The organism is Prevotella sp. TF12-30, assembly GCF_003436715.1.
Taxonomy (GTDB): Bacteria; Bacteroidota; Bacteroidia; order Bacteroidales; family Bacteroidaceae; genus Prevotella; species Prevotella copri_A.
This window is the reverse complement of sequence record NZ_QSQJ01000003.1, coordinates 72,100-93,294: the sequence shown is the minus strand read 5'-3', so window position 1 is coordinate 93,294 and position 21,195 is coordinate 72,100. Positions and strand designations below refer to the sequence as shown.

The window sequence follows — 21,195 nt, the reverse complement described above, 5'->3', positions numbered from 1 at the left end:
CTGATTGCCCTTTCTCTTTTACACACACATGCCCTTAAAGGGCAAAAGCTTTATTCACAATTAATTGTTAACGAAGTTTCCGAACTTATCAATCAATCCGTTTACTCCGTCTCTCACCGCCTCGAAATATGGATACTCATCTCTCAGACAGATTTCATCATAAAGGAAATCAGCCACGATGGTATCCTTTCCGTCAGGCATCACGAGTCCCATCTTGCCATTCTTCTCTGCAATAACCGGCATGATGCTCAGGTCATCATTATAGATATAGCAAGTGCGGAGGAAATCATAGACAGGCTGAAGCATCACGTTGCCCTGATGATCTTTCATGCCAAATTTGCCGTTTTCCTCGAAGACCTCATGGTAACGGATATACTTCTCCTTCAAGCGATGATAATAGAACACCATCTTACGCTTGTCGTTCACAAAGTCGAGCATATACTGGAAGGTATCACAGTAGTTAGCCACCGAACGGACGAGAATCATCTTCAGATCCAGTCCATCCAAAGCCTTGCGATTCAAATCAATATACTTGGCAATCGCCTTCTCTTTCTCTGTGACAGAGAGGCTCGCCAGCTTTTCCTCAAACTTGAGCATAGCCTGTTTGGTTCCCGACATACCCTTGATATATCGGTGAATCTGCCTGCTCATTTCAGAACAGATAAACTTGTCTATTTCCTGCTGCTCAATTGGGTCAGCATATTCCTTAATCAATGATTCAGGTGTAGCGTTCATGGTTATTTCCTTTCTTTTTGTTTATGGAGATTCCCCCTGTGAACTTGAAAGGGAAATCTCCTGTTAGTATTATTTCTTCACGTTAGGCTGCTGCAATCCATAGCCCTTTCTCTTATCTTCCAACAAGAGGAGGAAGGAGATGACAATAGCAATCACACCAAAGGCTGCAAATATGGTCATCGTCTCTGTATAGTCGATGACACCATCGGCACCCGTGTTAGCCTGATTCACCTTACCAATCCATACTGGAATAAGAGCCAGTCCGATATTCTGAATATAGAAGATAAGGGCGTATGCAGTTCCTAAGAGTTTCATTGGGATAATCTTTGGTACAGAAGGCCACATTGCTGATGGTACCAAACCAAAAGCTACGCCAAGGATGAGCATCATTACGATGGCAAGCACCCATGAATTGAGTGGCAGGGCAAATACTACGTGTACCAGGGTCAGGAGGCAACTGCCGATAATCATCAGCGTGGCACCCTTGCCATACTTGTCATATACGCTACCGAAGATTGGTGTAAGGAAGATGGTACCGAATGGCAACATCGCAGGAATCAGACCTGCCAAATTGGCATCGACACCATACTTGAAAATCATCAACTTGGTGGCAAACTTCAGGAATGGGAATACACCGGCATAGAACATCAGGCAAAGGAATGCCACATACCAGAAACCAGTTGTCTTGAACAGACCACCCAAGTCTGAAAACTTGAAACCTTCTTCCGGCTCAGTAGCCACAGCTTCTGCAGAAGCATCCTCCTTCTTGTCCATCACGCAATAAACCAGATAAACCAGTACACCAGCGCAAAGCAAAGCTGCACCCAAAGCAACAGAAGCAGACACACCACCCATATCCTTTGCAAAAGGAAGAGAATAGCCCAGGGCAGCGGCAGTTCCCAAACGAGCCGTAGCCACCTGCACTCCCATTGCCAGAGCCAACTCATGACCCGTAAACCATTTCACTATGACCTTGCTTACTGTGATACCGCATATCTCGCAGCCCACGCCATAGATAGCAAAGCCAAGTGCAGCTATCACTACCTGTGTACTGTAAGTACCGAAGAATGGTACTACTACCGATCCACCAAACTCATGACCTACGGCATACCATTTCACCAAGGCTCCACCAAACATCAAAACGGTTGAGAGGATACCTGTAAAACGGATGCCGAACTTATCAAGGATAAGACCACCGAAGAAGAGGAGCAGGAGGAACACGTTAAAGTATCCGTAGGCTCCAGAGAAGAAGCCGTACTCATCCGAACTCCATCCGAGTCCGAGACCATTCTCAGCCCCCTTGGCAGCTGTCAAGAGAGGCTCCAATGGAGACATTACATCTGTAAAAAAGTAACCGAACATCATCGTGACGCTCACGATGAAGAGGGCGGTCCAGCGAGCTGACTTCGAGTCGCTCAATTTCATCTGAATTTTTTCTGTTGTACTCATTTTATATTATTACTTATTTTTCCATAACCATCGTCGGGAGTTACTTTCTCTTCACATTCTTCGTTCTTGAAATATCAAAGAGATAAGATACCTTGAACACGATCTGTCCGTAGTTACTTTTTCCGAAATAATCTCGTTTGGATGAACCATAGATATTACCCAGTCCATAATAGTAGCGAGCCTCAGCCAGAATGTGTCCCACTTTCGGGATGCTGTACTCTGCACCCAAACCCAGGGCGATACCATAATCCAGCTTATTCTCTACTGCCATCGTATCTTGTGCCACTACCATACTTACCCGGTCATTATCTGTCTTAGGCATATTCTTCACGTCGAAGTTGGTAGTCTGAGAATCGTTAAGGTAGAGTCCGAACTGCGGACCGGCATTCACGAAGATGTTCAAGCCTCTCTCTTCCCTACCCCAAGCCAAGTGAGCGAAAACAGGTACCTGGATATAATTGATGGTACGGCTGTAAGCCATCGGCTGCTTGGTTTCGGTGATGATGACAGGCTGGTTGTCGATGTCGAGAATATCCTCTTTCCATCCCACCTTGGCATAGTTGACCTCTGCATAGATGGAACAGATGGTCTTGAAGTACTTCTCGCAAGTATATTTCATCGAGAGTCCGGCAGTCATTCCTCCATGCTGCTTCTGCTGAACCTCCGGTTCGAATCCTACAGAGCTGAGCACATAGCCACCGTTGAATCCGATGGAAAAATCGTTGCGATGCTCACCTATCTGGGCCTGTGCCGAAAGACCTCCCCAAAGGAGAAGTCCCATCAACAGCGCCCCTATCTTGACTTTATTCATTCTTTCTTTTCTTACTATAAACGATTAACTATAAAAAACTACCGGTCCTAGTAATTCACAGATTCAATCTGGTGATTGAAGGTGTAGTGAATCAACTGGAAGTTCTTGTTCTTGTATCCACCCTTTGTCGTTTTCACGAAATGCAATGGAGTCTGCACTGGCTGATAGTTCACCTGCTGGCGTTCACCCGTAAACTCCTTGCCCTTCTTCTTGATACCCTGGATGAAGAACATACCATGATCATAACCCGTGATGGCGAAGCGTGGCTGCGCAATCATCATCGGCTGATGGAACCATCCCTCGTATGCCTTCTCCAGATTCTGCGTTCTTTCAGCTACCGGATTGTAATAGAAGGTAGAAGGGATATAAGTATCGTACTTATAGAATCGCTCCAGATTGTACTTGGCGTACATCAACCACTCTGTATAGCCGAAGAGAGAGATAGATGCACCCGGATACTTGCTGTCAAACTCATCCAATTTGTTGAGCACGGCTGTCAACTGTGGCGAACGGCCCGTATTCAGTATTACCACATTCTGCTTGCTTGGCTGGAATGCCTTGGCAAACTGGTCGATGCTTGAGCTCACATTGGTGATACTATAGTTGATGTTTCTCTTCTCCAACTCCTTGCGAAGTCCGAAAGTGAAAGCTCCCTTACGAGAAGTAGAATCATTGCAATCTATAAAGATTGGATGCACATTGGTAAATCTGTTCAGGAAAGCCTTGATGGTGCATTCGTTCAATGTTTCAGGACTCTGATATACCTGGAAGATTTCCTTGTTGCGCTCCACATCGTCACCGCTGATGGAGAAAGGAATCACGAGCTTGATACCATAGGTCTTACAGAAGCCGGCAAGCGGAGCCACCTGCTTGGTATAAAGCGGGCCAAAGATGATATCACACGTATTGGCTCCCTCCTGCAACAAGGTGGCGCGGATATCAGCGTCTATCGGCACGTTCCATGCATGCACATCGGTAGAGATGCCCTTCTTTTTCAGATAATTGCAAGCCATCAGGAGTCCACGATAATACTCCACCATACGCTTGCCATCACCATCCACATCATGCAAAGGCAACATCACGCCAATCTTCACCGCATCACTAGCCGCAACCTTCTGCTGAGCGGCAGCGGTTCCAGCTACAGCCGGTTTGCTGGCAGCAACAGCATTCTTATCCTCCTTCTGTGCCTTTTTAGGCGCATTAGGATTCTGCTGGTCGCTGGCAAAAGGAATAAAGAGGGTAGTTCCCTTCTGGAGCATGTAACCTTCCTGCTTCATCTCAGGGTTTGCCTCCATCAGTTCCGGCAGACTCAATCCATACTTATTGGCAATACCAAAAATAGTATCCTTTTTCTTCACTGTGTAGATGTCTCGCCATTTCGTTGTCTGAGCAAAGATACCAACACTGAGCATGAGCCCCACAATCATCAAGAAATATCTTATGTTTCTTTTCATATCTTCCTGTTTTTAATGTTTATATGATCCTAAAATCTTGCCGTAACCGACATGATTTAAAGTTTTCTCCTGCAAAAATACAAAAAATCTCGCATCTAGCGCAATATCTCTCAGCTTTTTATTATCTTTGCACAAATAATTTGCAAAATGAGACAAAAAATAGGATTACTTGGTGCCTTATTGGCACTTTTTACCCCTCCAATGATGGCACAGGAAGAAATCGGAGATGAGGAAGACACAAAGACCAGTGTCCTCCTGATGCCGAACGCATTCTCGCCAAACGGAGATGGCATCAACGACATCTACAAGCCCAAGGAGGGTTACCAGAACATCAAGGAGTTTCATGCCTATATATATAATAGGTGGGGACAGAAACTCTTTGAGTGGAGCGACCCTGCCACGGGATGGGATGGAACATACAAGGGAAAGCCGGTTAAGGAGGGGGTCTATTTCTGTCTGGTCAAGGCAAAAGGAGCAGATGGCAAGACCTATCAGATTAAAAGAGATGTCAACCTGCTCAGAGGCTATACAACAGAACAATACAGTAACAATTAAGTGAGCGGAAATTAGAATATGAATTCAGAAGAAAAGATAAATGTATGGGGCGCCAGAGTACACAACCTCAAGAACATTGATGTTGAGATTCCACGCGACTCCCTCACCGTGATAACCGGACTTTCGGGTTCGGGCAAGTCGTCGTTGGCTTTCGATACCATCTTTGCAGAGGGGCAGCGCCGCTATATCGATACGTTCTCTGCCTATGCCCGCAACTTCCTGGGCAATATGGAGCGTCCGGATGTAGATAAGATTACCGGTCTGAGTCCGGTCATCAGCATCGAACAGAAGACCACCAACAAGAACCCTCGTTCTACCGTAGGCACCACAACAGAGATTTACGATTATCTCCGTCTGCTCTTTGCCCGTGCCGGTACAGCCTACAGCTACCGCAGCGGTGAAGAGATGGTGAAATACACCGAAGAACAGGTCATCGATATGATTCTCGATGAATATGCCGGAAAGGCCATCTTCCTGCTGGCTCCTCTGATTCGCCAGCGCAAGGGACATTATCGCGAACTCTTCGAGAGTATGCGCCGCAAAGGTTATCTCTATGTACGTGTGGATGGAGAAATCCAGGAAGTGGTAAGCGGAATGAAGCTCGACCGCTACAAGATGCACAACATAGAAGTTGTCATCGACAAGCTCGTGGTGAAGGAAGCCGATGAGGAACGCATCCGCAAGAGTGTAGCTACCGCCATGAAGCAGGGCGATGGCATGGTGATGGTGATAGAGAAAGGGGAAAAGACGGGTAAGAACTTCTCAAAACGCCTGATGGATCCAGTTACCGGTATAGCCTACCAGGATCCGGCACCTAATATGTTCTCGTTCAATTCGCCGGAAGGCGCCTGCCCTCACTGCAAGGGTCTGGGAAAGGTAAACCAGATAGATATCAAGAAGGTGATTCCGGATGACAGCCTGAGCATCTACGAAGGTGGAATCGCCCCTCTCGGCAAATACAAGAACCAGATGATTTTCTGGCAGATTGAGTCTTTGCTCGAGAAATATGACCTGAAACTCAAGACTCCTATCGCAGAGATTCCGGGAGATGCCATGCAGGAAATCCTCTATGGATCACTGGAAAACGTAAAGATCGTTAAAGAGAAGGTACATACCTCTTCGGATTACTTCTGCGCATACGATGGCATCATCGACTATCTGCAGAAGGTGATAGAGAATGACGAGAGTGCTGCAGGAAAGAAATGGGCTGACCAGTTTATATCTACCATCGAATGTCCGGAGTGCCATGGACAGCGACTCAAGAAGGAATCGCTCGCCTTCCGCATCTGGGACAAGAATATATCGGAAGTTGCCAACCTCGACATCGACGAACTGCGCGACTGGCTCGAACAGGTGGAAGCTCACCTCCCTTCCATGAAGGCAAAGGTGGCTCACGAGATCATCAAGGAGTTGCGCTCACGTGTCAACTTCCTCCTCGATGTGGGTCTGAACTATCTCTCACTCAATCGCCAGTCGGCGTCACTCTCTGGTGGTGAAAGCCAGCGCATCCGTCTTGCTACCCAGATTGGCAGCCAGCTCGTCAATGTGCTCTACATCCTCGATGAGCCAAGTATCGGTCTGCACCAGCGAGACAACGAGCGACTCATCAACAGCCTGAAGGAATTGCGCGACCTGGGTAATACCGTCATCGTAGTAGAACATGATGAGGATATGATGCGAGCTGCCGACTGGATTGTAGATATCGGTCCGAAGGCAGGCAGAAAGGGAGGCGAAGTGGTTTTCCAGGGTACTCCGAAAGAGATGATGAAGACCGACACCATCACCGCCCAGTATCTGAATGGCAAGATGGCAATAGAGATTCCTGAGCATCGCCGCGAAGGAAACGGCAAGAGCATCACCATCCGTGGAGCCAGGGGCAACAACCTGAAGGGAGTAGATGTAGAGTTTCCGCTCGGCAAGCTCATTGTAGTAACGGGAGTCAGCGGTTCGGGCAAATCAACGCTGATCAATGAAACCCTGCAACCTATCCTCTCCCAGCACTTCTACCGTTCCCTGAAGAAGCCGATGCCATACGACAGCATCGAAGGCATTGAGAATATCGACAAGGTAGTGAATGTAGATCAAAGTCCGATAGGCAGAACCCCTCGCAGTAATCCTGCCACCTACACAGGTGTGTTCAGCGACATCCGCTCGCTGTTTGTGGGTCTTCCAGAAGCCAAGATCCGTGGTTACAAACCAGGTAGATTCTCCTTCAACGTGAAGGGTGGCAGATGCGAAGCGTGTGGCGGAAATGGATACAAGACCATCGAGATGAACTTCCTGCCAGATGTCTATGTACCTTGTGAGGTATGCCACGGCAAGCGCTACAACCGTGAAACGCTGGAGGTAAGATACAAGGGAAAGAGCATCGCCGATGTACTGGACATGACCATCAACCAGGCAGTAGAGTTCTTCGAGAACGTGCCTCAGATTCTCAACAAGATCAAGGCATTACAGAGCGTAGGATTGGGTTACATCAAGTTGGGACAGAGCTCCACTACCCTCTCGGGCGGAGAAAGCCAGCGAGTGAAACTTGCTACCGAACTATCCAAACGTGATACCGGCAAGACACTCTATATCCTGGATGAGCCTACCACCGGTCTTCATTTCGAAGACATCCGCATTCTGATGGATGTGCTTCAGAAACTGGTAGATAGAGGCAATACGGTGATTATCATCGAGCACAACCTGGATGTCATCAAGCTCGCCGACTGGCTCATTGATATGGGTCCCGAAGGTGGACGAGGTGGAGGTCAGCTTCTCTTTGCCGGCACACCGGAAGAGATGGCAAAGAGCAAGATAGGCTATACCTACAAATTCCTGGCACCCTTGCTGAAGAAGAAATAATCAGTCAGGTTTCACAAGTTCAGAAGTTAAAGAATAAGAAACAAGAATCCCGATTTCCGGGACTTTGCTCACTAGATGCAAAGTTCAGGAAATCGGGATTTTATATTTTAATCTTCGTCTGCAAATTCATTCAAGGTATAAGCACTACTGCCATCGAAGCAGTGAGTACATACCTGGCACTTAGGCAAACCGATAGCTTCCACGAGCTGCTCGATGGTATTGAACTTCAGTGTAGTCAATCCAAGCTGGTTGGCAATCTCATCCACCATTCTCTGATATTCAGGAGAACCTGTGGTAGCATACTTCTCCAGATTCTTGTTGGCATCGCCCTCAAACTTCTCGATGATTCTGCGGGTAATCAACTCCATGTCACTCTTGGAAGAAGTAAAGTTGATGAAAGGACAGCCATAGACCAATGGAGGACAAGCGATACGCATGTGGCATTCCTTCAGACCAGCCTGATCGAAAAGCACCTTCACATTGTCGCGAAGCTGGGTACCGCGCACGATACTGTCATCGCAGAACAACACACGCTTACCCTTCAACATAGCCTTGTTAGGAATCAGCTTCATCTTGGCTACCAGAGAGCGCATGCTCTGGTTGCTAGGTGTAAAGCTTCGAGGCCAGGTAGGAGTATATTTGGCAATACAACGCTGATAAGGCACGCCCTTGCCTGCAGCATATCCCATCGCCATACCTGTACCAGAATCAGGAATACCACTGCAGCAATCTACCTCTACATCATCTGTCTTGGCAAGATTGAAGCCATTGGTAAAGCGAGCTTCCTCTACATTCTTGCCCTCGTAGGTAGAAGTTGGGAATCCATAATATACCCAGAGGAAAGAACAAACCTGCATCTTCTTGTTGGCAGGACGGATCTGCTCCATACCCTCAGCAGTAATCTTCACGATTTCGCCAGGACCTACCTCGTGTGCTGTCTCGAAGTCAAGGTTAGGAAATGAAGTGGTCTCACTGGAAGCTGCATAAGCACCCTCCTTCTTGCCTATAATAATAGGTGTACGTCCCCAACTGTCGCGGGCACAGATGATACCATCCTCTGTAAGGATCATCATGGTGCAGGAACCCTTGATATGATGGAACACGTTCTCGATACCCTCGCGGAAATTCTTGCCCTGGATGATGAGAAGAGCCACCAATTCGGTTGGGTTGGTACTTCCTGAAGACATCTCTGCAAAGTGCATGTTCTTGTCCAACAGGTGCTGAGTAAGTTCATCCTTATTTAATATCTTGGCTACTGTGCAAATGGCAAAGCGACCAAGATGAGAATTCATGATCAATGGCTGCGCATCTGTATCGCTAATCACACCGATACCCGATGTCGCACCCTCGAATTTGTCGAGTGTAGGTTCAAACTTCGTTCTAAAATAAGAACTTTCTAAGTTGTGGATAGAGCGCACGAAGCCCTTCTCACTACTGTAGGTTGCCAAACCGCCTCGGCGTGTACCGAGATGTGAGTTGTAGTCGGTGCCGTAGAAAAGGTCTGCGACACAGCTTTTCTTGGAAATAGTTCCGAAAATGCCTCCCATAAGAGTATAATTCTATGTTTTATGTTTGAAATATGGGTGCAAAGGTAATATAAATCCAGAAAATATGCAAACCTTTTTGCGTTTTTTCTACAATTTTATGTATATCGTTTCCCTTTGCACCCCTAATTTCTGCTAAAAATCGGCTAAATATCTACTAATAAGATGACTGCTTCCTAGAACTTGTATTGCAATCCCAGACTCATATCAAAGGTTTTAGACGTTACATCGTCATGATATGAGTAATGGGTATCACGCCAATAGTTGGACACATTGAAGTCCAGGTTCAGCCGATTGGACAATGCCAGACTGAAGCGGGCATTCAGCACCAGCAGAGATGCATTTCCCTTGTCGCCCTGGGCATTGAGATAGAGCGGATCGGTCGTTGCCAGATCCTTTCCCTCATATCCCTTCCAGGTGAAGATGCGATAATAGTCGGCACCTATCTGGAAGGTAGCTACCTTGCCGAACTCCATGAAACTGATAGCCTTCACGCTATAACCGCTACCCATGTTGTAGTCGCGGTCTATCACATTATAATAATCGGTCAGACTTCCACCCAGCAGGATACCATCCAGGAAGACACGCTGCTCAAACCTGGTGAGATTGCCCACCTGAGGGAAGCGGTAGATGATGCCAGGACCGAAAGAGGCTGCCTCGGATATGCGGTATGGCACCAGACTGGTACCATCCTTCACCGGCTGCGAATCGTAATAGTTGAAGTGCTGGAAGATACCGAACTCCATCTCCGTGCCCTTGCTCACCTCCACCGGTACGCTCCACAATCTTCCCAGAAGATGCAGACCGGTAATCAGAGGCTGGTTGCTGCTCAGGCCGAAAGTGGCATCCAATGTGAAATAGTCGTATGGCTTGGTGGTCTCACCATCAAACGGATTGCCATAAACCAGGTTGAAACGGACGTATGGATTGCCCTCACCACGGAACAGTGTATTGTTGTCTGCGAGGTATCTGTAACCTGCCGACAGAGAGAAACTGACAGGACTGCGTTGGTAATCGTGATATTTATAATATTTGCCTCTCACCCGCCAGGCATCGCCACTCAAGATTCGATTCAACCCCTTGATCGGACAGATGAGGGTTCCCAGAAACTCACGCATGAAACGAGGGAAACCAGACAGGCGGTCATCAAATACCAGATTGCTCACACGATGCGTCACCTCTCCGATGGCAATACCACCAAAAGTAGTAGCCATCAGGTCGTTGATGGCAGGCGGTTCTATCTCGCAGGTAGTCTCCCACATCAAGCTTCCACAGAAAGAGTATGGCACCGATTCCCAGAAATTCATGCCATGACTTCTTGCAGCATTGAAATAGAGTCCGCCATGGTATGGATGGGCAAACAGATTGGTAGAGAACTGGTCGTTATCCCAAACAAAACCCGTTTCTATATTGTGCTTGATGCTATGGAAGGAAATCTTGGCAAACTCCTCGTTCATCACAAACTGGTCGAAGCATTGCACACCCACATTGATGGCAAAAGCTTCCAAGGCAGCCTTCCATGGATGCTTCTTCTGTCGCTCCGGATCATCGAAGGCAAAAATGGTTCCTTCCTTCCATGCCTCCATATCATATTCATTCTCCTTTCTGGCAGACACATTCCCAAAAGATGAAGTGCGCTGGAGGCGCACAGCCAAACCTGCTTCCACAATGGCACGACGGCGATACCTGCCACCATGATAATAATGGGTATCCCCATAGCCCACAGAGGCAAAGGCACTGGTGTATCTGCCCAACTGATAGTCGGCATTGATGCGAGCCTGCAGCGAATAGAGTCGTTCCGGCTTATCCTGCGAATGTTCCTGGAATGATTCTACGTGATAGAAACCCAAATCACCACTCAGGGAGAACTTAGGTGATAACTGGAAATACTGACCGATGCGATAGAACAAGGCACCCGAAAACTTCTCATCCAATCCGAAATAATGGGTTCCGATACCGAGGATATTATACGTACTCCGGTTGCGGAATCTTACGGCAAGATTGGCTTTGGTAGCAGAACCGCCATAAAACATATAGTCGATACGCGTCTTTGGGTTCACATTCACCAGTCCTATCTTATGGGCTACAGTATCCCGGCTATAGTTGATGACACCAATCTGCACACCACGAGGATGGTTAAGGCACACATTAAACAAACCAATCTGAGAACCATTCAGGGTATCAGCATAATTGTAGCCGCCCAACTGCATGCCACGCATATAGGAAGAGCTGACATTGGCTGCTGCAATCTGCAAGCCTCTCTTCATACCCATGGAAATATTGGAAAGGCCACTCAGCTGCACGCCGCGGAACGGAGAACTGGATACATTATTAAATAAAGACAACTGCACGCCATTGCCACCCTTCACCACATTGGAAACACCCGAAATCTGTACACCGCGCATATCATCGCCCACCGAATTGATGATACCAGCCAGGCTCACACCACGCATCTGCTGGCGAACCACACTGGAAAAGACACCTATCTGGGCACCCCTGAGTGTATCGGGCGAGCAAAACAGAGACACGTTGCCAGAACTATACCCTTGGGCATAGACAGACTGACCTCCTAGCGAAAGTCCCATCAAAAGGGCTATGATCTTTCTCTTATTATCCATATACCTATCAAATTCAAAATGGCGAGAAGTCAGGATGACTTCTCGCCGGGAAATTGCATTATTCAAAGTTGGAGCTAAATAATGCATCAAAAAAAATATCTTTCAGAGGAATGTGCAGGCGAAGATTTCTCCTCCCCACACATTCTTATAAAGTTCAATTGCTTTTATTAATCCAGGTTCAAGCTCTTCTTGATAGCCTCAATCTTATCCATGGCAGCAGCTGTACAACGGTTGTAGCAGCCAGCGCACTTGAATGAAGGATCCTTTACCTCAATATAGAACTTGATCTTAGGCTCTGTACCTGATGGGCGAACGCTCACCTTGGTATTGTCGTCGCAGAACCACTGGAGTACATTGCTTGTAGTAGGCATATCGAGCTTCTCTACACTGCCGTCAGCATGCTTAGCCTCCAAGCTCTGGTAGTCCTTCCAGGTAACAATCTTGCTGCCACCCAACTCCTTTGGAGGGTTAGCACGGAAGTCTGCCATCATCTGCTTGATCTCGTCAGCACCTGTCTTACCTGGGCGAACCACGTTTACAGTAAACTCCTTGCTGAAGCCGTACTCTGCATAGATCTGCATCAGGAGATCGTAGAGAGTCTTGCCCTGATCCTTAGCCCAGGCAGCAATCTCGCAAATCAAGCAGATAGATGCTGGAGCATCCTTATCGCGTACCTTATCGTATGGCAGGAAGCCGAAGCTTTCCTCACCACCACCGATGTACTGCTGCTTGCCCTCAGAGATAGCAATCTCGCGTGCAATCCACTTGAAACCTGTGTAGCAGTCGCGCAACTCTACGTTGTTCTTCTTGGCAATCTCAGCAATCACCTCTGTTGTAACGATGGTCTTTACTAGGAAGTCTGTTGGCTTCAACTTACCCAACTTCTTCTTGTTCTCGATGATATAGTAGCAGAACATCATGGCTGTCTGGTTACCGTTGATGATCATCCACTCGCCCTTGTCATCGCGGCAAACGATAGCGAGGCGGTCAGCATCAGGGTCGGTAGCAACTACGAGGTCAGCGTTCAACTTTGTACCGAGCTTCATACCGAGAGTCATAGCCTCAGCATTCTCTGGGTTAGGAGAAACCACTGTAGGGAAGTTGCCATCTACAACCATCTGCTCAGGAACTACATTGATGTTCTGGAAGCCCCAAGAACGCAAGCAGAGAGGTACGATGACACGACCTGTACCATGCATAGCAGAGTAAACGATATTGAGGTCTTTCTGACGGTTGATGACATCCTGGTCAATCATAGCAGAATGAACGGCTGTCATGTAGTCGTAATCCATCTCACCACCGATGATCTGAATCTTATCCCAGTTAGCCTCGAACTTCACCTGGTCGATAGTAACCTTGTTCACCTCCTCGATGATACCGGTATCGTGTGGAGCCAGAACCTGAGCACCATCACTCCAGTAAGCCTTGTAACCGTTGTACTCCTTAGGGTTGTGAGAAGCAGTAACGTTGACACCAGCCTTGGCACCGAGCTCGCGGATAGCGAATGAAATCTCTGGTGTTGGGCGGAGGCTCTCGAAGAGATAAGCCTTGATACCATTAGCTGAGAAGATGGCAGCAACAGTCTCTGCGAAGAGACGAGAGTTGTTACGGCAGTCATGGCCTACAACAACAGAAAGGTTCTCCTCACCTGGGAAAGCCTTGAGGATGTAGTTAGCAAAGCCCTGTGTAGCCATACCAACGATATATTTGTTCATTCGGTTGGTACCTGCGCCCATAATACCGCGCAAACCACCAGTACCGAACTCCAGGTTCTGATAGAAAGCATCTACGAGTGCTGACTTATCCTCAGCCTCGAGCATTGCCTTTACTTCGTTACGAGTTTCTTCGTCAAAAGCAGGTGTGAGCCACTGCTGTGCTCTTTCTTCACACTGCTTAATCAATTCTGCGTTATTAGCCATAGTTTGATTCTATTTTGTTATTAATATTATTCTATCAGAGGGTTGTGCCCGAAAACAGCACAATATTTCTCTTTTTGCGTACAAAGATATATAAAATATTCGAGAAACCAAACAAGATTGGAGTTTTTTTTGTATTTTTGCACATTGAAACAAAAAAGTAATTAAAAAAAAGCTTATGGAAATATATTATACGGGCGTTATCATCGCCGTTTCCACCTTTTTAATAATAGGACTCTTCCACCCTATTGTCATCAAGGTTGAGTATTATACGGGCACCCGCTACTGGTGGGTGTTCCTGGTTGCGGGTATTATCAGCGTGGGTGCAGCCTTCCTGGTTGCGAATGTTCTCTACTCTGCCCTTCTCGGTGTGCTGGGTGCTTCCTGTCTCTGGAGCATCGGGGAACTCTTCGAACAGAAAGAACGCTGCGAGAAGGGATGGTTCCCTAAGAACCCGAAGCTGGAAAAGAAAGGATACTATAAAAGTTAATCGTTTACAGTTAATAGTTTATAGCTTACCATTTAGAAGATGAAAACTGAACTGATATTGGTCGGCAAGACCGTAAACAAGCATTTTATTGCGGGCATCAAGGATTATGCCGAGCGCATCACCCACTATATGCCCTTCAATATAACAACGATTCCAGAACTCAAGAACACCAAGAGTCTCAGCGAACAGCAGCAGAAGGAACGGGAGGGTGATCTGATTCTGAAACTGATTCAGCCTTCTGATACCGTGGTGCTGATGGATGAGCACGGACAGGAGTTCCGAAGCATAGAGTTTGCCAAATGGATAGAGCGCAAGCAGGCTACAGCCAGGAGACTCGTATTTATCATCGGGGGTCCTTACGGATTCTCGCAGGCTGTATATGACCGCGCCAACGAGAAGATCTCCCTTTCCAAGATGACCTTCTCGCATCAGATGGTACGCCTCATCTTTACCGAGGCACTCTATCGCGCATGTACTATTATAAAAGGTGAGCCTTATCATCACGAGTAAAAGAGGATCACTAATCATAAAGTTCAAAGCTCAAAGTTCAAAGTTCAATGTCAAAAGAGAAATATATAGAGATCAAGGGGGCGAGAGCCAACAACCTGAAGAACATCGACGTGAAGATACCGCAAGGCAAGTTTGTTGCCATTACGGGAGTCTCCGGGTCGGGCAAGTCTTCATTGGCTTTCGATACCTTATATGCCGAGGGACAGCGCCGGTATGTGGAGTCGCTGTCTTCGTATGCCCGCCAGTTTCTGGGCAGAATGAGCAAACCGGAATGTGATTTCATCAAGGGATTACCTCCTGCCATCGCCATCGAGCAGAAGGTGATTTCCCGAAACCCACGTTCCACCGTGGGCACCAGCACGGAAATCTACGAATACCTGCGCCTGCTCTTCGCCCGTATCGGCAAGACCTATTCGCCTATCAGCGGACAGGAAGTGAAGCGCCATACTACCGAGGATGTGCTTGCCTGCACCCGACAGTTTTCCAAGGGCACCAAGTTTGTAATCCTTGCCCCTCTACATATCGTAGAAGGCAGAAGCCTGGAAAAGCAACTGGAGATGTATCTTCAGGAGGGATACGCACGCATTCTGGTGAAAGGTGAATTCATCCGCATCGACGATTTCCAGGGCGATGCCAAGCCGGAGGATATCTTCCTCGTCATCGACCGTGCTTCGGTAAGCGATGAGAAGGACGACATCAGCCGCCTCATCGATTCTGCCGAGACTGCTTTCTATGAGGGCGACGGTGCCTGCCGTCTCCTCTTCCTGCCGAGCAATATCAGCTACGATTTCTCTACCCGGTTCGAAGCCGACGGCATCACCTTCGAGGAACCAACCGACAACATGTTTGCCTTCAATTCCCCATTGGGTGCCTGCCCTACCTGCGAGGGATTCGGAAGCGTGATCGGCATCGACGAGAAACTCGTCATCCCAAACACTTCCATGAGCCTCTACGATGGATGCGTGGTATGCTGGCGTGGAGAGAAGATGGGCATGTGGCTCAAGGAATTCATCCGACGTGCGGAGCCATACAACTTCCCGATCTTCAAGCCTTACTACGAACTCACCCAGAAGGAGAAAGACTGGCTCTGGCATGGATTGCCTTCGGACAAGAAGCGCGACCCGCACGACCGGGTGAGCATCGACGAATTCTTCAGAATGGTGAAGGAGAACCAGTACAAGATACAATACCGTGTGATGCTGAGCCGATTCCGAGGCAAGACCATCTGTCCGGATTGCCATGGCACCCGACTCAAGAAGGAAGCCAACTATGTGAAGATTGGCGGAAAGAGCATCACCGAGCTGGTAGATATGTCGATTACCAATCTCAGCGCATGGTTCCAGAAGCTGGAGCTGACAGAGCATGAGCGAGAAGTGGGCAAGCGACTCTTGACCGAGGTTACCAACCGCCTGCAATTCCTTCTGGATGTGGGACTTGGCTACCTCACCCTCAACCGTCTCTCCAACTCCCTTTCCGGAGGAGAGAGCCAGCGCATCAACCTGACCACCAGCCTCGGTTCTTCGCTGGTAGGCAGCGTGTATATCCTCGATGAGCCAAGTATCGGACTCCATAGCCGAGATACCGACCGACTCATCAAGGTACTGAGAGAGCTGCAGCAACTGGGCAACACCGTGGTTGTGGTAGAGCATGACGAAGAGATTATGCGTGCTGCCGATTATCTCATCGATATCGGTCCGGATGCAGGAAGACTGGGTGGAAGACTGGTATATGCCGGTCCGTCATCCGAATACTCATCCACCGACCCAGAGCAGCAGAAAGCCCTTCTGGAGAAATTCCCGGAGAGCCATACCATCCAGTATCTCACCCACAAGGAGGAGATTGCCGTTCCTACCAGTCATCGTGCATGGAACAGGGCCATCGAGATCAAGGGAGCCCGAATGAACAATCTCCGCGGCATCGATGTTAGGATTCCGCTCAACATCTTCACCGTCATCACCGGCGTATCCGGTTCGGGCAAGAGTTCCCTCATCAAGGGAATCCTCTACCCTGCCCTCCGCCGCCATCTAGACCTGGTGGCAGATGCACCTGGCGAATACAGTTCGCTGGAAGGCGATGTGGATGCCATCAAGCACGTGGAGTTTGTAGATCAGAACCCTATCGGCAAGAGTACCCGCAGCAACCCTGCCACCTATCTGAAGGCATACGATGCCATCCGCACCCTCTTTGCCAACCAGCCACTCGCCAAGCAGATGGGATTCACCCCACAATTCTTCTCCTTCAATACCGAGGGCGGAAGATGCGAGGAATGCAAGGGAGCAGGATACGTAACCATCGAGATGCAGTTTATGGCTGACCTCACCCTTACCTGCGAGGCATGCAAGGGCAAGCGGTTCAAGCACGATATCCTGGAAGTACACTACGGAGGAAAGAATATCAATGATGTGCTGAACATGACCGTGAACGAGGCGATAGAGTTCTTCAGCGATGAAAAGCTCCAGCACCATGTAGGCGATTTCGATGCCTGCCGCATCATCGTCAGCAAACTCAAACCTCTGCAGGAGGTTGGATTGGGCTATATCAAGCTCGGTCAGAACTCCAGCACCCTCTCCGGCGGTGAGAACCAGCGTGTGAAACTCGCCTACTTTATCGGCAAGGAAGACCAGTCGCCTACGCTCTTCATCTTCGATGAGCCAACCACCGGTCTGCACTTCCATGATATCAAGCGACTGCTCCATGCTTTTCAGGCGCTGATAGAACGTGGTCATTCCTTGGTAGTTATCGAACATAACCTGGATGTCATCAAGTGTGCCGACCATATCATCGACCTCGGACCTGAGGGTGGCGACAAGGGCGGTAACCTCGTGATAGCCGGTACTCCAGAGGAAGTTGTCGCATGCAAAACGAGCTTAACTGGTAAATTTCTTAAGAATTATATAAAATAATGTAAAAAAGTAGCGCTATAATAAACTTTATATGTACTTTTGCATCCAATTAGCATATAATTATCATATAATTTATATATAATAAGGTACATCAATAAGTAAATTTAATAAAGAAAGGATATAAAGATGAAAAGAATCATATTGGCTTTGACGATGCTCGTAGCTATGGTAGCAACAGCCTCAGCTCAGGCAGAAATCAAGTTTGAAAAGGTAGTGCACAACTTTGGTACTTTCGAAGAGACTGCTCCTGTGCAGAAGGCAGTATTCACCTTCACCAATGTGGGTAACAAGCCTCTCGTCATCAACCAGGCTATCGCTAGCTGCGGTTGCACCGTGCCATCTTATACCAAGCAGCCAATCGCTCCAGGTCAGAAGGGTCAGATTAGTGTTACCTACAATGGCAAGGGTATGTTCCCTGGTCATTTCAAGAAGAGCATCACCGTTCGTACCAATGGCAATGTAGAGATGTCTCGCATCTATATAGAGGGCGTGATGAACGAGAAGAAGTAAGCTTGATATGATATTTTATTTTTCTGGAACAGGAAATACCAAGTGGGCGGCGTCGAAACTGGCGGCGGCTACTCGTGAAGACTTGATATCCATCGCTCCTTACATGAGGGCAGATGATTCAAGCCATAACTTAGCCGAGCCGTTTATTCTGAAAGAGAATGAACGGCTCGGATTCGTTTTCCCCGTACATGGATGGCGTGTGCCGAAACTGGTAAGGGAATTTATCTGCAAGATGAAGATTCAGAGAGAACCATCTGATGCCTCTGCCGAAAACAAGGCGAAAGCCGATGACTGTCTGAAGAATCGCCCCTTCACCTATTGCGTCTGCACGGCAGGCGACAGCATCGGACTAACCATCGAGAATCTCAACGAGGTGATTTCCCAGAATCCTTCGCTTCAGGCTCTGGGCATTACGGAGGTTTCATCCTCCTACTCTCTCATCATGCCGGAATCGTACATCGGTCTGCCGTTCATGGATGTAGATCCGAAGGAGCGTGAAATCCGAAAGAAGGAAACGGCGGCACAGGAACTTGCCGTAGTATGTGAAGAAATCTTCGACCGCAAGGAAGGCATCAGCCGATTGGTCAAAGGCCCTATTCCATGGTTCTTCACCAAGGTGGTAGGTGGTTTCTTCGAGAATGTGCTCATCACCGACAAGCGTTTCCACGTAGAGAAAGACCGTTGCGTGAAGTGCGGCATCTGTGCCAACGTATGTCCGGTAGGTGATATCAAGGGCGGATATGGCGAATATCCAGTCTGGCTGCACCATAAGGATTGCCTCACCTGCTTTACCTGCTATCACCATTGTCCGCATCACGCCATCGAGTTTGGAAACCAGACTCAGAAGAAGGGACAATACTATTTCAGATAATTGCCCCTTCTGAAGCGGGATCCAGAACCAATCCATAATAATGATTCTGTAACTTATCCATAATAATGATTCAGTAACTAATCCATAATAATGATGAAAAAGATTATCCTATGCCTAACACTCGCTTTGATGTCTGCCACTACCATGTTTGCAGTCAAGGCGAAACCAGGTATCACCCAATTACAACTGGTGGATGGTACCATCGTATCAGCAACTCTCAATGGAGATGAGCATTTTTCGTATTACTCGCTTCTCGACGGCACTCCGCTAAAGAAGAGTGATAACGGAAAATACGAAATCATCTCTACCGAGACGCTCAATGCCCGAAAAGCTACAGTTATCAATACTCTCAAGACAAGAGCAAGTGGCATTGGCTCAATACGCCCAGCCTATTTTCCTCATACAGGATCGCCCAAGGCGCTGGTTATCCTGGTAGATTTCAAGGATGTAAAGTTCAAGAGCAGCGACCCCGTTGCCACCTTCAACCATTACCTCAATGCTGATTTCGGCACACCAGTACCCAGCCAGGATGCTTCGGTATTCAACCAGGAAGATGTCAACTACGGTTCGGTAAAGGAGTATTTCAAGGAATGCAGCATGGGACAATTCACCCCACAGTTCGACATCGTAGGTCCAGTTACTGTCAGTCAGAAATCTGCATACTATGGAGCAGATGATAAAAATGTTCAAAATGGTACAGATAAGAATTTCAAGCAGATGATCTGTGAGGCCTGCAACAAGGTTGCCGACAAGATTGATTTCTCTAAATATGATTCTGATGGCGACAAGTTTGTAGATTTGGTTTACATCATCTATGCCGGCTATTCGCAGAGTATCAGCGGCAATTCCGACGACTATCTCTGGCCTAAGTCGGGTACCGATAATTTCTATAAATATGATGAGAACGGCAAAGAGATTTCACCACTGAAGTACCTGATTTTCAACGGATGCAGAGTCTGTCGCTTTGGTCTCAACAACGAGTTGAACGGTTCGCCTGATTCAAAAACCCCTTCCATCAATGGCATCGGACTCTTCTGTCACGAGTTCTCTCATACCATGGGCTTGCCTGATCATTATGATACCGAGTATAAGAATGCCGACAACCAGTCGCCAGAGTTCTGGGATCTGATGGATGCAGGCGAATATACATACGATGGTTACTGTCCTACCCCTTATACACCATGGCAAAAGATGCTGATGGGATGGGCTACCCCTATCACGCTCGATGGAACACAGGCAGGACAATATACCCTGGAACCATACGACTTAGCATCAAAAGCTTACAAGATAGAGGCTGATGTGAACAAAGATAATTTCCGCATCAACGAGAATTACTCTTCAACCGAACTTAGTGATAAGAAAAAGAAGGAATTAAAGGAAAGGGCCAAGGGTGAATTCCTTCTCCTCCAGAACATCAGAAACGAAGGTTGGTACAAGCATCTTCTAGGCTATGGCCTGCTGGTATGGCGCATCGATTACAGCGATATCGACCAGGTACACCTCATGGACACCCCTAACAACACCATCGGTATTCCTAGAGTAACCATCGTTCCAGCTGATGGTCTGATCATCAACCAGGCAAATGTTGGTAACAAAAAATATACTATAGACGAATACTGGGAGAACTGCGCAAACGACCCATTCCCTGCCTATGGAATCGGAAAGGATGGAAGCGACATCAACAGTCTGACAGAAGTGAAGTTCAACTGGAGCACGATGACTACCCGCCCACTCTACAACATCGCAAAGGATGAGGCTACCGGCATCGTCAGCTTCGACTACCTCAAGGACTTCAAGGCTACGGGTATCGAGAACACCCTTCTTGACAAGGATGCAACCTCCACCCCAACCGAATACTTCGACCTGGAAGGCAGGAAGATTGCCACCCCTCTCAAGGGACATCTTTACATCACCAATAAGGGAAAGAAGGTAATATACTAGGAGGAAAAAGGTTATACTATGAATAGAAAGTTATGTTCAGC

14 protein-coding genes and 1 pseudogene are annotated in these 21,195 nt (G+C 47.8%); 8 read left to right on the top strand and 7 right to left on the bottom strand.

Annotation, left to right across the window (positions count from 1 at the left end; translation table 11 throughout):
* Positions 1 to 60 precede the first annotated feature (60 nt).
* From DXD25_RS02275 to DXD25_RS02260, 4 genes are all read right to left on the bottom strand, one after another.
* On the bottom strand, positions 61 to 735 hold the full coding sequence (locus DXD25_RS02275) for a hypothetical protein (RefSeq protein WP_089542827.1): 675 nt from the start codon (positions 733 to 735) through the stop codon (positions 61 to 63).
* A 69-nt stretch (positions 736 to 804) separates the two neighbouring features.
* Positions 805 to 2,184, bottom strand: coding sequence for a nitrate/nitrite transporter (locus DXD25_RS02270; RefSeq protein ID WP_117661606.1), 1,380 nt, complete (start codon positions 2,182 to 2,184; stop codon positions 805 to 807).
* A 40-nt stretch (positions 2,185 to 2,224) separates the two neighbouring features.
* On the bottom strand, positions 2,225 to 2,995 hold the full coding sequence (locus DXD25_RS02265) for a porin family protein (protein ID WP_117661605.1): 771 nt from the start codon (positions 2,993 to 2,995) through the stop codon (positions 2,225 to 2,227).
* Positions 2,996 to 3,042: 47 nt separating this feature from the next.
* Entirely contained in the window at positions 3,043 to 4,449 is a 1,407-nt protein-coding gene (locus DXD25_RS02260; RefSeq protein ID WP_117661604.1) for a LysM domain-containing protein, read from the bottom strand.
* A 246-nt stretch (positions 4,450 to 4,695) separates the two neighbouring features.
* On the opposite strand from DXD25_RS02260, the pseudogene DXD25_RS02255 reads away from it, so the two are divergent.
* A pseudogene (locus DXD25_RS02255) lies at positions 4,696 to 5,004 on the top strand (gliding motility-associated C-terminal domain-containing protein); the annotation flags it as partial.
* Positions 5,005 to 5,022: 18 nt separating this feature from the next.
* Complete coding sequence (gene uvrA / locus DXD25_RS02250; RefSeq protein WP_117661602.1) at positions 5,023 to 7,851, top strand: excinuclease ABC subunit UvrA; 2,829 nt, start codon at positions 5,023 to 5,025, stop codon at positions 7,849 to 7,851.
* Positions 7,852 to 7,958: 107 nt separating this feature from the next.
* On the opposite strand, the gene DXD25_RS02245 is transcribed toward uvrA (DXD25_RS02250), so the two are convergent.
* From DXD25_RS02245 to DXD25_RS02235, 3 genes are all read right to left on the bottom strand, one after another.
* Positions 7,959 to 9,398 (bottom strand): amidophosphoribosyltransferase, encoded by a 1,440-nt coding sequence (locus tag DXD25_RS02245; RefSeq protein ID WP_117661601.1) that lies wholly within the window; start codon positions 9,396 to 9,398, stop codon positions 7,959 to 7,961.
* A 173-nt stretch (positions 9,399 to 9,571) separates the two neighbouring features.
* Positions 9,572 to 12,013, bottom strand: coding sequence for a DUF3943 domain-containing protein (locus DXD25_RS02240; RefSeq protein WP_117661600.1), 2,442 nt, complete (start codon positions 12,011 to 12,013; stop codon positions 9,572 to 9,574).
* A 167-nt stretch (positions 12,014 to 12,180) separates the two neighbouring features.
* Positions 12,181 to 13,932 (bottom strand): phospho-sugar mutase, encoded by a 1,752-nt coding sequence (locus tag DXD25_RS02235; protein ID WP_089542835.1) that lies wholly within the window; start codon positions 13,930 to 13,932, stop codon positions 12,181 to 12,183.
* A 175-nt stretch (positions 13,933 to 14,107) separates the two neighbouring features.
* Here DXD25_RS02235 and DXD25_RS02230 point away from each other — a divergent pair, with 175 nt between their 5' ends.
* The 6 genes from DXD25_RS02230 (at position 14,108) to DXD25_RS02205 (ending at position 21,154) form a co-directional block, all read left to right on the top strand.
* The gene (locus DXD25_RS02230) at positions 14,108 to 14,419 is read left to right on the top strand and encodes a DUF4491 family protein (protein WP_117661599.1); all 312 of its coding nucleotides are present in this window, start codon (positions 14,108 to 14,110) and stop codon (positions 14,417 to 14,419) included.
* A 39-nt stretch (positions 14,420 to 14,458) separates the two neighbouring features.
* Entirely contained in the window at positions 14,459 to 14,929 is a 471-nt protein-coding gene (rlmH, locus tag DXD25_RS02225) for a 23S rRNA (pseudouridine(1915)-N(3))-methyltransferase RlmH (protein WP_117661598.1), read from the top strand.
* Positions 14,930 to 14,976: 47 nt separating this feature from the next.
* A complete protein-coding gene (gene uvrA / locus DXD25_RS02220; protein ID WP_117661597.1) occupies positions 14,977 to 17,832 on the top strand; it encodes an excinuclease ABC subunit UvrA in 2,856 nt (951 codons plus the stop codon).
* Between the two features lie 126 nt (positions 17,833 to 17,958).
* Positions 17,959 to 18,342 carry a DUF1573 domain-containing protein gene (locus DXD25_RS02215; RefSeq protein WP_089542839.1) on the top strand — a complete coding sequence of 128 codons (384 nt, stop codon included), beginning with the start codon at positions 17,959 to 17,961 and terminating at the stop codon, positions 18,340 to 18,342.
* 7 nt (positions 18,343 to 18,349) lie between these two features.
* Complete coding sequence (locus tag DXD25_RS02210; protein WP_117661596.1) at positions 18,350 to 19,213, top strand: EFR1 family ferrodoxin; 864 nt, start codon at positions 18,350 to 18,352, stop codon at positions 19,211 to 19,213.
* Between the two features lie 93 nt (positions 19,214 to 19,306).
* The gene (locus tag DXD25_RS02205; RefSeq protein WP_187360415.1) at positions 19,307 to 21,154 is read left to right on the top strand and encodes a M6 family metalloprotease domain-containing protein; all 1,848 of its coding nucleotides are present in this window, start codon (positions 19,307 to 19,309) and stop codon (positions 21,152 to 21,154) included.
* The last annotated feature ends 41 nt before the right edge of the window (positions 21,155 to 21,195 follow it).

Bases quoted from the DNA above. Each gene is read 5' to 3' on its own strand.
- DXD25_RS02230 (WP_117661599.1), top strand. From the start codon at position 14,108: ATGGAAATATATTATACGGGCGTTATCATCGCCGTTTCCACCTTTTTA.
- DXD25_RS02245 (WP_117661601.1), bottom strand. From the start codon at position 9,398: ATGGGAGGCATTTTCGGAACTATTTCCAAGAAAAGCTGTGTCGCAGAC.
- DXD25_RS02260 (WP_117661604.1), bottom strand. From the start codon at position 4,449: ATGAAAAGAAACATAAGATATTTCTTGATGATTGTGGGGCTCATGCTC.
- DXD25_RS02210 (WP_117661596.1), top strand. From the start codon at position 18,350: ATGATATTTTATTTTTCTGGAACAGGAAATACCAAGTGGGCGGCGTCG.
- uvrA (WP_117661597.1), top strand. From the start codon at position 14,977: ATGTCAAAAGAGAAATATATAGAGATCAAGGGGGCGAGAGCCAACAAC.
- DXD25_RS02215 (WP_089542839.1), top strand. From the start codon at position 17,959: ATGAAAAGAATCATATTGGCTTTGACGATGCTCGTAGCTATGGTAGCA.
- DXD25_RS02275 (WP_089542827.1), bottom strand. From the start codon at position 735: ATGAACGCTACACCTGAATCATTGATTAAGGAATATGCTGACCCAATT.
- DXD25_RS02205 (WP_187360415.1), top strand. From the start codon at position 19,307: ATGAAAAAGATTATCCTATGCCTAACACTCGCTTTGATGTCTGCCACT.
- rlmH (WP_117661598.1), top strand. From the start codon at position 14,459: ATGAAAACTGAACTGATATTGGTCGGCAAGACCGTAAACAAGCATTTT.
- DXD25_RS02270 (WP_117661606.1), bottom strand. From the start codon at position 2,184: ATGAGTACAACAGAAAAAATTCAGATGAAATTGAGCGACTCGAAGTCA.
- DXD25_RS02240 (WP_117661600.1), bottom strand. From the start codon at position 12,013: ATGGATAATAAGAGAAAGATCATAGCCCTTTTGATGGGACTTTCGCTA.
- DXD25_RS02235 (WP_089542835.1), bottom strand. From the start codon at position 13,932: ATGGCTAATAACGCAGAATTGATTAAGCAGTGTGAAGAAAGAGCACAG.
- DXD25_RS02265 (WP_117661605.1), bottom strand. From the start codon at position 2,995: ATGAATAAAGTCAAGATAGGGGCGCTGTTGATGGGACTTCTCCTTTGG.
- uvrA (WP_117661602.1), top strand. From the start codon at position 5,023: ATGAATTCAGAAGAAAAGATAAATGTATGGGGCGCCAGAGTACACAAC.